This window comes from Flavobacterium sp. RSP15, from assembly GCF_003968755.1.
Lineage (GTDB): Bacteria > Bacteroidota > Bacteroidia > Flavobacteriales > Flavobacteriaceae > Flavobacterium.
On record NZ_RYDL01000007.1, the window covers coordinates 70,412 to 81,956 of the forward strand.

Sequence of the window (11,545 nt, forward strand, 5' to 3'; positions counted from 1 at the left end):
TTCCATGTATTATAATTCTATGTCAAACTGTGTCAATGATTTAAATTGTTTTAATCTGGACACAACTTCCTCTTTATCTAAATTAACCATCCGCTCCGTTCCAAATTTCTCCACACTAAATGAGGCTAAATTAGAACCGTATATAACCGCATTTTTCATATTCTCAAAAGAGATGTTTTCACTCTGTGTTAAATATCCTGCAAAACCTCCCGCAAAAGTATCTCCTGCTCCTGTTGGATCAAAAACTTCTTCTAATGGCAGTGCTGGCGCAAAGAAAACTTCTTTATTGTGAAACAAAAGTGCTCCGTGTTCACCTTTTTTAATTACTACATATTTAGGCCCCATATTATGGATCTTAGCGGCCGCTTTCACTAAAGAATATTCTCCTGAAAGTTGTCTTGCTTCTTCGTCATTGATTGTAATCACATCAACACGTTTCATTACATCCAATAATTCAGGCAAAGCACAATCCATCCAAAAATTCATAGTGTCGAGCACCACTAATTTTGGTTTAGTTTCCATTTGGTCAATTACGCTACTTTGTACTAATGGATGTAAATTTCCTAACATTACTATATCGGCATTTTTAAAATTCTGAGGGACTTTCGGTTGAAAATCACCCAAAACATTAAGTTCCGTTGCTAATGTATCTCTTGAATTCAAATCGTTATGGTAAAGACCGCTCCAAAAAAACGTTTTTCCACCTTTTACTACTTCAAGTCCAGAAATATCAATGTTTCTTGCTGTCAATAAATCTAAATATTCTTGTGGAAAATCATCGCCAACGACAGAAACTATGGCAGATTGTAAATTAAAAAAAGAAGCCGAAAGTCCTATGTAAGGTGCAGCTCCACCTAAAATTTTATCCGTTTTGCCAAAAGGCGTTTCTATAGCATCAAAAGCAACGCTTCCAACAATCAATAATTTATTCATTTATGTAGATTCAAATTAAGGCGCAAAGATAGGGTATAACTTGTGAAGTTGCAAAGAGTCTGAGGTGTAAAATTTTGCCAAATTAAGAGGTAGTCCTAGACTAATTTACGCCATAATTATTAGAGTTGTTATCCTTATTTGAATTTATGATTTAACCAAAATATTTTTATTTAATAAGTCAATAATAGCCTCATTTTCTTGGTTCACCGCATAATCCAAAGCCGTTTTTCCAAAAATGTCTGTTTGATGCGTATTAATTTTATATTTCAACAAAATTTCCACACATTTTTCCTGACCAAAAGTGGCAGCAAAAAATAACGCATTTGCCTTATTGTAATTTATTATGTCTGGACTTGCTTTGTGTGCCAATAACAATTCTGCTAAGGAAGAATACCCTTTAAAGCACGCACCCATCAAAGCGGAATTGCCGGAGGAATCCTGAATATCTAAATTTGCTTTTTGCGAAATCAAATACGTTGCAACCTCATAATTATTATTGTAAACCGACAGAATAAGCAAACTATAACCAGAGGAATTTAATAAATTTATATCATTTCCTTCCTGTACAAATTTTTCAATCGTTTTTAGATCATTGGTCCTTGCCGCTTCAAAAACATCCTTGTTTTGTGCGTTCAAAAAACCAGGAATTAAAATCAATAAGGTGAAAATTATTTTTTTCATTTTTTTAAAATTTAAATAGTAAAGGAGCGCTAAAAACGCTCCTTTATTAAGTTTTCTTACAATTATTGCATCATTAAAGATTCTAATTCTTTACGATCCATTTTAAGTTCTTTTGCTAAACGCATTCCGTATTCTCTATCCGCTTGATAAAAATGAGCAATCATCTTAGCAACAATTACTTTGTTTTTTACTTGTTTTAAAGCACCTGATAAATTAAAAATTAATGCATCTTGATCTTTCTTAGAAAAAGAACGGTACAAATCGCCCGCTTGTGCGAAATCATTTGGTTTCGAAATTTTTGACTGTGCAGTAGTTGCGTTTGCAAATTCTGATGTTGAATACTTGAATTTTGCATCATCCTTTACCTCCGGTTTATTTGTTGAAGGCTGATAATTTACATCACCAGTTTGAGGGCGCAACGACATATACCCATTTTCATTGTAGGTGTTCACTCCGTTTTTAGGCAAGTTTACTGGAATTTGTTGAAAATTCCCTCCTAAACGATGGCGTTGTGTATCAGTATATGAGAACAATCTCCCTTGTAATAATTTATCTTCTGAAGGCTCAATACCTGGAACTAAAATTGCTGGAGAAAAAGCGGCTTGCTCTATTTGCTGAAAATAATTAGTAGGATTTTGATTCAAAGTCATCGTTCCTACTTTTATCAGTTTAGCAATTTTTTCAGGCCAAATTTTAGTAGGATCAACAGCATTAAAATCCAAAGCCAAAAAATCTTCTTTTTTCAACATTTGAACATACAAATCCCATTTTGGAAAATTTCCTTTTTCAATTTCATTGCGCAAATCCAAAGTAGCATGCTCAATTTGTGTGGATTGAATTGCATTGGCTTCTGCTTGCGATAAATTACGTACTTCTTGTTGCGGAACCCATTTGTATTTTACGTAGGTTACTTCGCCTTTCGCATTTACCCATTTGTAAGCATGTACTCCATTTCCTTCCATTTGGCGAAAATTAGCAGGGATTCCATAGTCAGAAAATACCCAAGTAAACATGTGCGTTGATTCTGGTACATTGGAAAAGAAATCGAATGCTCTGTTCGGATCTGATGCGCCATTTGTTATTGGGGACGGTTTAAAGGCATGAACCATGTCTGGAAACTTCATTGCGTCACGGATAAAGAAAACAGGCAAATTGTTTCCTACTAAATCATAATTTCCTTGTTCAGTATAAAATTTAACTGCAAAACCTCGAGGATCACGGTATGTTTCCGGGGAGCCTGCCTGATGTATTACCATTGAGAACCGAACCAATAATGGTGTTTTTTTACCCGCTTTATTTAAGAAATCTGCCATCGTAACATCCGAAAAATCAGAGGCAGCAACAAATTCTCCAAATGCACCAGTTCCTCGAGCATGAACCACTCTTTCCGGGATGCGTTCGCGGTCAAATGCAGCTAGTTTTTCAATCAAATGAATGTCTTCAAGCAGGACTTGTCCATCTTGTCCAATTGTTTTTGAATTTTGATTGTCTCCTACTGGAGCTCCGGAATTTGTTGTCAACGTTTGACCAAGTGTTAGCTGAGTTATCACTAATGCTAGTGATAAGACTAATGCTTTTTGTTTCATAAGGTTATTTTTTTATTTAATTCATGCAAAAATATTGACAAAAATCATATTGACATAACTGAAATTTTATATCTTTGCTATAGACAATATCTATATATGAATATCCAACAATTAGAATATATAATTGCAGTAGATCGCTTAAAAAATTTCACTAAGGCCGCAGAGTATTGCAATGTAACTCAAGCAACATTGAGCGCAATGGTCAAGAAATTAGAGCAAGAGCTTGGAATAGTGATTTTTGACCGAAAGAAAAATCCAACTGAAACAACCGAAATTGGAATAGAAACTATTGAAAATGCAAAAAAAGTAGTTCTTCATAGCCAGCTTTTAAAAGACAACGCCAAAAAGAGTATTGGAAAAATTGAAGGAAAAATTAGAATTGGAATCATCCCGACAATAGCAAACTCTTTACTTCCAAAAATTTTAAAACCTATTTTAGAAAACTTTCCTGACTTAAAACTAGAAATTTCAGAACAAACAACCAACTCCATTACAAAACAGCTGAAAGAAGGGCAACTTGACATGGGAATTGTTGCGACACCTTTACATGACACTGAAATTGAAGATATCGTGTTATTTTATGAAACTTTAATGGTGTATGGCGACATTGACCCGGTACAGAACTATATTTTACCCGATGAAATTAGAAATCATAAAATCTGGCTTTTGGAAGAAGGTCATTGTCTTAGAGAACAATTTATTAAATTATGTTCTTTAAAGAAAAAAGAAAAAATGGTTGAAAATTTAAAACTTGAAGCAAGTTCTTTTGATACTTTATTGAATATGATTGACGAATTTGGCGGATTAACTTTGATTCCCGAATTATATTACAACACCCTTTCTACCGAAAGAAAAAAACAAGTCAGTTTTTTTAATGCTCCTATTCCGGTTCGTGAAATGAGTATTATTTACCACCGTCCTTATGCAAAAATCAGAACCATTGAAGCGCTTGCCAAAATCATTCACAGCACAATAAACAAAGATTTGATTTCAAATAAATATAAAAAAAGCGAATTAGCAATTACTCAAATATAATAATCACTCACACGTGCTTTCATAAAAAGCATCTATAGAAAGTTGTTTTTGCATTGAAGCCATAACAGCTAAGGCATCACATCTTTCGTTTTGGACATGATTGTTGTGGCCTTTGATCCACTTAAAATCTACTTTGTGTTTTCTGTATACAATTAAAAATCGTTTCCACAAATCAGCATTTTTCCGGTCTGCAAAACCTTTTTTTTCCCAACCCAAAACCCATTTTTTTATTACTGAATCCACCACATATTTAGAATCCGAAATCACCAAAACGGTAGTATTAGGATTTTTTAGCTTTTCGAGACCTGCAATTACTGCCAACAACTCCATTCTGTTATTAGTGGTTCGACGAAAACCTTCATAGAATTCCTTTTTATAAGGTTTTCCTACCCATTCCATAACAACGCCATAGCCACCGTTACCTGGATTGCCTTTAGCAGCACCGTCTGTGTATATGTGTACGTCGTGAGAAATCAAAATTATAAATTATGAGTTAATAGTCTTTCAATCACTTCCGGAAAATACTTTTGTTCCAATTCATGAATTTTATAGGCCACTTCTTCTGGAGTTTCGTGACCTGATAAAATTATTTTTTTTTGAAAAAGAATATTTCCTTCGTCATAATTTTCATTAACATAATGAATGGTAATTCCGGTTTCTTTTTCATTATTTTCCACAATGGCTTGGTGAATATTCATCCCGTACATTCCTTTGCCACCATATTTTGGCAACAAGGCAGGATGTATGTTTATGATCTTATCCGGATAGGATGTGATGATATTTTCAGGAAATTTCAATAAAAAACCAGCCAAAACAATCAGATCAGGCTGAATTGTATTTATTTTACGTAATACTTCCCCTTCAATAAGTTGTTCTTTAGTAAAAATATTCGTTGCAACGCCATGGTTTTTTGCTTTGTCAAGCACCTTGGCGATGGAGCTGTTTGCAAAGACTGCTTGAACCGTTGCAAGTTTAGATTTTGCAAAATACTTTATGATGTTTTCAGCATTAGTACCCGATCCAGAAGCAAAAACGACAATTTTTTTCATAACCTAGCTTGTTTTAATGATGCAAAAAAAGGGATAAAAAATGAAAATAAATAACATTGTGGCAGCTTTGTTAAAATAAATTTCATAATTTAGTTGTCACATTTATTAACTAAATAGTTGTTTTCAAATAAAGTTTTTTATTTTTGCCAACAAATTAAATTCTAAAATTAAAGATTATGTCAGACATTGCATCAAGAGTAAAAGCGATTATCGTAGACAAATTAGGTGTTGACGAAAACGAAGTTGTAACAGAAGCAAGCTTCACTAATGATTTAGGAGCTGACTCATTAGACACTGTTGAGCTTATTATGGAATTCGAAAAAGAATTTGACATTCAAATTCCAGATGATCAAGCAGAAAACATCGCTACTGTAGGTCAAGCAATCTCTTACATCGAGGAAGCAAAAAAATAATAAATACGCACCCGTTTACAATCTTGTAAGCGGGTGTTATTATTATTTTGAAATTAAATTCGAGATTGGATTTCAATCAAAAAGATATTTATTGTAATACCCATGGCTCTTTTTGTAAAAATACAGTAAAGAAAGCATGGGTTTTATTTGTTTAAAGATAACAAAAAATAAAGAATTTATGGTATTAAGACGAGTTGTTGTAACAGGTTTAGGTGCTCTTACTCCTATTGGAAATAACATTCAAGAATATTGGAATGGACTTATTACTGGCGTTAGTGGAGCAGCACCAATAACTTATTTTGATGCTTCAAAATTTAAAACTCAATTTGCGTGTGAATTGAAAAATTTTAATGCGGAGGATTTCTTAGACAGAAAAGAAGCTAGAAAAATGGATCGCTATGCGCAGTATGCTATGGTTGCCTCTGATGAAGCGGTTGTAGATGCCGGTTTCAATTTTGAAAAATTAGACAAAGACAGAGTAGGTGTTATCTGGGGCTCTGGAATTGGAGGATTAGAAACTTTTCAAATTGAAATGTTGAATTTTGCTGCAGGTGATGGTACTCCTAAATTTAATCCTTTCTTTATTCCAAAAATGATTTCGGATATCGCAGGAGGACATATCTCTATAAAATACGGATTCAGAGGTCCAAATTTTACCACTGTTTCTGCTTGTGCTTCTTCTACAAATGCTATTATTGATGCTTTCAACTATATAAGATTAGGTCATGCTGATGCTATGATAACCGGAGGCTCTGAAGCTGCGGTGACCATAGCCGGAATGGGTGGCTTTAATGCCATGCATGCTTTATCTACCAGAAATGACGATCCTAAAACCGCTTCTAGACCAATGGATAAAGATCGAGATGGTTTTATCTTAGGCGAAGGAGCTGGCGCATTAGTCCTAGAAGAATACGAACACGCTATTGCTCGTGGAGCAAATATTTACTGCGAAATTGGCGGTGGCGGAATGTCAGCTGATGCTTACCATATTACGGCACCGCATCCTGATGGATTAGGCGCTAAAAATGTAATGTTAAACTGTTTGAGAGATGCCGGTTTACAAGCAACTGATGTAGATGGTGTGAATATGCACGGAACCTCTACGCCACTTGGTGACATGGCAGAATCTAAAGCAATACTTCATGTTTTTGGGGAACACGCTTACACGATGAATTTAAATTCGACTAAATCTATGACAGGCCATTTACTTGGTGCAGCCGGAGCAGTAGAAACAATTTCTTCGATACTTTCCTTAAAACATGGACTAGTCCCACCAACAATAAATCATTTCACAGATGATGAAAATATCGACGCTAAACTAAATTTTACGTTCAACAAAGTTCAGAAAAGAGAAATGAATGTAGTGATGAGTAACACTTTCGGTTTTGGAGGTCACAATGCTTGTGTACTAGTAAAAAAATTAGAAATCTAATTATAAATGCGTATAATTAGAAAAATATTTTCAAAATCCCGTTCTCCAGAAGACGGGATTTTTTTTGATTCTATTCAGAAAATTCTAGGATTTGCCCCATTAAACCTTGATTTTTATAAAAAAGCATTCACCCATCGTTCCTCTAATCGCCTTGATATTTTAGGAAATCCAATCAATTATGAACGGTTAGAATTCTTGGGAGACGCAATGTTAAGCTCCGTTATTGCGGCTCATCTATTCAATAAAGCACCTGCTGGTGACGAGGGATATTTGACTAAAATGCGTTCTAAAATTGTGAGTAGGGAGCATTTGAACGAATTAGGGAAAGACTTAAATCTTGTACAATACATAGAAAGCAAAGTGCCACTTCAGCATTTTGGCGAGAACATCCATGGTAATATTTTTGAGTCATTGGTGGGAGCGATTTACTTAGACCGAGGCTATGTATATTGCGAAAAATTTATTCAAAAAAGAGTAGTACTACCTTATGTAGATATTGCAAGACTCGAAGGAAAAGTAATCAGTTACAAAAGTCTGGTGATAGAATGGTGTCAAAAAGAAAAAAAAATATTTCATTATGATATTTTTGAGGACAATGCTATTGATGGGCAACGCTTATTTGGCGTGAAACTTAGCATTGACAATAAAGTGATTGCAAAAGCAAGAGCCACATCCAAAAAGAAAGCAGAAGAAAAAGCATCGCAACGCGCTTATTTTGCATTTCAAGAAAAAATGGAAAGAAAATAATTTAATATACACAAAACTATATCGTTTTCGTTTATAAATTAACAAAAACATCACCTTTTGAGCGGTCAATACTTCGATAGAAATACTATATTTACATCTTATTTTTTCATGAAATGGCTATTCTTAAACTTAATCTGGGCGAATTTGACGAAATAGATTACTATCTTATTGCGATTCATACTTCATTAGAGGACTATCGTTTGGCATTTTTTATTAATCAAATGCTGCCTGTCAATCTTAGTAAAAGTAAAAGTGAAATTCAAATTAATATTAAAGAAGGAGAAACAGGTTTTTCCCGATTTTATTATGAAGACATTGAAAGCGGCATTTCCTGGAATTTGATTCAAAATAAAAATGAAGTCATCCAGTATAAAAAAGGAAATAACCAAAATCTATTTTCTAACGTGTCCATGGAAGTTTCAACAAAAGTCTTTTTACTTCCTGAATTTAAAAAAGTAGATTATTTTTTAAAAATAGAACATCACGAAGATGCCATAAACGTGTCCCAAACGCAGCTCCTATTAAATACCATAAACAGCATATCTACTGTTTATATAGTAGATACAAATAAAATAAAATCTAAAAACAATTTAATTTTTTAATACAAATGCTTACAAACAAAAAAACTAAAATTGTAGCCACACTTGGGCCTGCATGCAGTACAAGAGAGATCATAAAAGACATGATCGAAGCTGGTGTAAATGTGTTCCGAGTAAACTTCTCGCATGCGGACTACAATGATGTAAAAGAAAAAATAAGCCTTATACGAGGTTTAAATGAAGAGTTTGGTTATACAACTGCTATTCTTGGCGATTTACAAGGGCCAAAACTTCGAGTAGGAGTTATGGAGGAAGGTGTCGTCGTACACGATGGGGATCTAATTACATTTACAACTGCCGAAGATATTCTTGGAACTGCTAAGAAAGTATTCATGAAATATCAAAACTTTCCAAATGATGTAAATCCTGGAGAAAGAATTTTGCTTGATGATGGTAAACTCATTTTCGAAATCGTGGAGACGGATAAAAAATCAGAAGTTATAGCAAGAGTAATTCAAGGTGGCGAATTGAAATCAAAAAAAGGAGTAAATTTACCTAATACAAAAATATCCCTACCGGCAATGACCGAAAAAGATATTGCAGATGCCATTTTTGCCATTGGCCAAAATGTAGATTGGATTGCCTTATCTTTCGTGAAAACACCACAAGATTTACAAGAATTACAAGAATTAATCGCCAAACATTCAGAACATAAAATTCCAATTATTGCCAAAATCGAAATGCCGGAAGCACTAGAAAACATTGACAAAATTGTTGCTTATTGTGATGGTCTGATGGTTGCCCGCGGAGATTTAGGAGTTGAACTTCCTGCTCATGAAGTACCGTTAGTTCAAAAAGAACTTATTCGCAGAGCCAAAACGGCTAGAATTCCAGTTATTGTTGCCACGCAAATGATGGAAACAATGATTACGTCTCTTACACCAACTCGTGCCGAAGTAAATGATGTTGCTAACTCCGTTATGGATGGTGCTGATGCCGTAATGCTTTCGGGAGAAACAGCAACTGGAAATTATCCGGTTCAGGTAATTCAAAAAATGACACAAATCATTGAAGCTGTAGAAGATTCACCGCTAATCCAAGTGCCACAAAATACGCCACAGATAAAAACAAAACGATTTATCACTAAAACAATTTGTCACCACGCTGCCTCCATGGCTAATGTAATCAAAGCAAAAGCAATTTGTACTTTGACAAATAGTGGGTATACCGCATTTCAAATTTCTGCATGGAGACCAAATGCACATATTTTAGTGTTTACCTCAAATAAGAGAATCCTTACTCAGCTTAATTTATTATGGGGTGTAAAATCTTTCATGTACACTAAAGATGTAAGCACAGATGATACCGTAACGGACATAAATGAAATTGTAAAACAAAAAGGGTTTGTACAAAAAGGAGATTTCCTTATCAATTTAGCAGCAATGCCTATTAAGGAAAAGGGGATGGTAAACACCCTGAGAGTTTCTGAAATAGAATAATAAAACATTCTCATTATGTATTAAAAATCCGTCTGGTTCGATCAACAGACGGATTTTTTTGTTAAAAACACGGTAAAAAATTGATTTTCAATAAGTAAATTACAATTGCACTTTACTTATTGGGTTATGACAGATTTGTCTCAATCTAAAATTGCTATTTTGCTTTTTTATCGTTAGTTCTAAATAGTACACTGATTATGTATCTTTGTTCGTGGATTACGGGGCTCCTTATTTTTAACTTTTGTCAGGCGTAAATAAACAACATTTGTTGCATTTGAACGAAAGGGCGGAAATGTCTTTTTTATAAAGTTACATTAATTAGCTGAATCTAGTACTTTAAACAAAAAACCTTGAAACAAATTCTCTTTAAAAATACCAACATCTCCTATTCCGATACCGGGAAGGGAACCGCTATTGTCTTACTTCACGGTTTCTTGGAAAATAAAGGCATGTGGGATTTTTATATTCCGGAGTTTGCTAAAAAAAACCGCATCATCACCATTGATTTATTGGGACATGGCGAAACGGAATGTTTGAGTTACGTGCAAACGATGGAGGATAATGCTGATGCTGTGCACGCTGTTTTATCGGAACTACGCATCCGTAAAGCCATTTTTGTAGGGCATTCTATGGGCGGTTATGTAGCTTTGGCTTTCGCCGAATTGTATCCGGACACGATAAAAGGATTGGTTTTATTAAACTCGACCGCAAGAGCCGACAGCGAGGAACGAAAAACAAATAGAGATCGGGCTATAAAAGCAGTAAAACAATCTTTTGTCAATTTCATCTCACTTTCCATTGCAAATTTATTCAGTGAAAACAACAGAGAGCGCCTTTTATCAGTAATTGAAAGCGTAAAGAAGGAAGCTTTAAAAACACCCCTTCAGGGAATCGTTGCCTCACTGGAAGGTATGAAAATACGACAAGACAGAGAAGTGTTGTTGCATTTAGCACCTTTTCCTAAACTTTTGATTCTGGGCGAAAAAGACCCGGTTCTAAATTACGAAGAAACCAAAGAACAGATAGAAGGCACGGCCATGAAACTGGTGACTTTTCCGGACGGACACATGAGTCACATTGAAAACCAAGACGAATTGTTGAACGTATTATTAGCTTTTTTCAAAAGCATCTAAATCATTCCAGGTTTCAAATACCCTTTTTCCACCAATTCGCTTTTGTCTTTTAAATGATGCATTTTTCCTTCTTTCATAAACGCCAGTTTTGTGGAGACTTTTATCACATTTTCATAATTATGATCTGTGATAATAATGCCTTTTGTGCTGGACATTGCAGTGATTAATTCATTAATTTTTTCAATCATTATGGGTGATAAGCCATTGTATGGTTCGTCTAGTAAAGCAAATTTAGATGCATTATTCAGGATTAATTTAATTTCTAAATACCGTAATTCTCCGCCAGATAAATGTTTTATTTTTTTCTCTAACATCGATTGAATCATATCGTCAGCATAAAAATCCTGTAATTTATCTTTGGCAATAGCCAATTGAATAGTCTTTTTTATCGAAAATGAATTTGGAATAAAATTATCTTGAGACAAATAACTGATTTCGTTTAGCAAATCACTAGTTTTTGATTTCACGTTAATTGTCAAAGTGCTTTTGTAAAACTCG

General features: G+C 34.4%; 13 protein-coding genes. 7 read left to right on the forward strand and 6 right to left on the reverse strand.

The genetic code is table 11. The features are described from left to right. Positions 1-9: 9 nt before the first annotated feature. The 3 genes from EKM00_RS09410 to EKM00_RS09420 form a co-directional block, all read right to left on the reverse strand. A complete protein-coding gene (locus tag EKM00_RS09410) occupies positions 10-933 on the reverse strand; it encodes a PfkB family carbohydrate kinase (RefSeq protein WP_126461778.1) in 924 nt (307 codons plus the stop codon). Between the two features lie 144 nt (positions 934-1,077). Continuing rightward, entirely contained in the window at positions 1,078-1,614 is a 537-nt protein-coding gene (locus tag EKM00_RS09415) for an ankyrin repeat domain-containing protein (protein WP_126516004.1), read from the reverse strand. A 62-nt stretch (positions 1,615-1,676) separates the two neighbouring features. Then, complete coding sequence (locus tag EKM00_RS09420) at positions 1,677-3,200, reverse strand: catalase (RefSeq protein ID WP_126516005.1); 1,524 nt, start codon at positions 3,198-3,200, stop codon at positions 1,677-1,679. Between the two features lie 96 nt (positions 3,201-3,296). Here EKM00_RS09420 and EKM00_RS09425 point away from each other — a divergent pair, with 96 nt between their 5' ends. After that, positions 3,297-4,235 (forward strand): hydrogen peroxide-inducible genes activator, encoded by a 939-nt coding sequence (locus tag EKM00_RS09425; RefSeq protein WP_126452727.1) that lies wholly within the window; start codon positions 3,297-3,299, stop codon positions 4,233-4,235. 3 nt (positions 4,236-4,238) lie between these two features. On the opposite strand, the gene rnhA is transcribed toward EKM00_RS09425, so the two are convergent. Together rnhA and purN are read right to left on the reverse strand one after the other, a co-directional pair. Further along, positions 4,239-4,709 carry a ribonuclease HI gene (rnhA, locus tag EKM00_RS09430; protein WP_126516034.1) on the reverse strand — a complete coding sequence of 157 codons (471 nt, stop codon included), beginning with the start codon at positions 4,707-4,709 and terminating at the stop codon, positions 4,239-4,241. 5 nt (positions 4,710-4,714) lie between these two features. After that, on the reverse strand, positions 4,715-5,284 hold the full coding sequence (gene purN / locus EKM00_RS09435) for a phosphoribosylglycinamide formyltransferase (protein ID WP_126516006.1): 570 nt from the start codon (positions 5,282-5,284) through the stop codon (positions 4,715-4,717). Positions 5,285-5,460: 176 nt separating this feature from the next. Between purN and EKM00_RS09440 the strand changes: the two genes are divergently transcribed. From EKM00_RS09440 to EKM00_RS09465, 6 genes are all read left to right on the forward strand, one after another. Further along, on the forward strand, positions 5,461-5,697 hold the full coding sequence (locus EKM00_RS09440; RefSeq protein WP_007137004.1) for an acyl carrier protein: 237 nt from the start codon (positions 5,461-5,463) through the stop codon (positions 5,695-5,697). A gap of 178 nt (positions 5,698-5,875) precedes the next feature. Then, on the forward strand, positions 5,876-7,129 hold the full coding sequence (gene fabF / locus EKM00_RS09445) for a beta-ketoacyl-ACP synthase II (RefSeq protein ID WP_126516007.1): 1,254 nt from the start codon (positions 5,876-5,878) through the stop codon (positions 7,127-7,129). 6 nt (positions 7,130-7,135) lie between these two features. Beyond that, positions 7,136-7,876 carry a ribonuclease III family protein gene (locus EKM00_RS09450; protein ID WP_126452733.1) on the forward strand — a complete coding sequence of 247 codons (741 nt, stop codon included), beginning with the start codon at positions 7,136-7,138 and terminating at the stop codon, positions 7,874-7,876. A gap of 113 nt (positions 7,877-7,989) precedes the next feature. Beyond that, positions 7,990-8,478 carry an IPExxxVDY family protein gene (locus tag EKM00_RS09455; protein WP_126516008.1) on the forward strand — a complete coding sequence of 163 codons (489 nt, stop codon included), beginning with the start codon at positions 7,990-7,992 and terminating at the stop codon, positions 8,476-8,478. Between the two features lie 5 nt (positions 8,479-8,483). After that, entirely contained in the window at positions 8,484-9,914 is a 1,431-nt protein-coding gene (pyk, locus tag EKM00_RS09460) for a pyruvate kinase (protein ID WP_126452737.1), read from the forward strand. Positions 9,915-10,264: 350 nt separating this feature from the next. Continuing rightward, on the forward strand, positions 10,265-11,047 hold the full coding sequence (locus EKM00_RS09465; protein WP_126452739.1) for an alpha/beta fold hydrolase: 783 nt from the start codon (positions 10,265-10,267) through the stop codon (positions 11,045-11,047). Here the strand turns inward: EKM00_RS09465 and EKM00_RS09470 are convergent. Beyond that, the gene (locus EKM00_RS09470; RefSeq protein WP_233592272.1) at positions 11,044-11,493 is read right to left on the reverse strand and encodes an ATP-binding cassette domain-containing protein; all 450 of its coding nucleotides are present in this window, start codon (positions 11,491-11,493) and stop codon (positions 11,044-11,046) included. The two genes, EKM00_RS09465 and EKM00_RS09470, sit on opposite strands and share 4 nt — an antisense overlap. Positions 11,494-11,545 lie beyond the last annotated feature (52 nt).

Excerpts from the sequence above, each read along its gene's own strand:
- EKM00_RS09410 (WP_126461778.1), bottom strand. The coding sequence starts at position 933 with ATGAATAAATTATTGATTGTTGGAAGCGTTGCTTTTGATGCTATAGAA.
- EKM00_RS09415 (WP_126516004.1), bottom strand. The coding sequence starts at position 1,614 with ATGAAAAAAATAATTTTCACCTTATTGATTTTAATTCCTGGTTTTTTG.
- EKM00_RS09420 (WP_126516005.1), bottom strand. The coding sequence starts at position 3,200 with ATGAAACAAAAAGCATTAGTCTTATCACTAGCATTAGTGATAACTCAG.
- EKM00_RS09425 (WP_126452727.1), top strand. The coding sequence starts at position 3,297 with ATGAATATCCAACAATTAGAATATATAATTGCAGTAGATCGCTTAAAA.
- purN (WP_126516006.1), bottom strand. The coding sequence starts at position 5,284 with ATGAAAAAAATTGTCGTTTTTGCTTCTGGATCGGGTACTAATGCTGAA.
- EKM00_RS09440 (WP_007137004.1), top strand. The coding sequence starts at position 5,461 with ATGTCAGACATTGCATCAAGAGTAAAAGCGATTATCGTAGACAAATTA.
- fabF (WP_126516007.1), top strand. The coding sequence starts at position 5,876 with ATGGTATTAAGACGAGTTGTTGTAACAGGTTTAGGTGCTCTTACTCCT.
- EKM00_RS09450 (WP_126452733.1), top strand. The coding sequence starts at position 7,136 with ATGCGTATAATTAGAAAAATATTTTCAAAATCCCGTTCTCCAGAAGAC.
- EKM00_RS09455 (WP_126516008.1), top strand. The coding sequence starts at position 7,990 with ATGGCTATTCTTAAACTTAATCTGGGCGAATTTGACGAAATAGATTAC.
- pyk (WP_126452737.1), top strand. The coding sequence starts at position 8,484 with ATGCTTACAAACAAAAAAACTAAAATTGTAGCCACACTTGGGCCTGCA.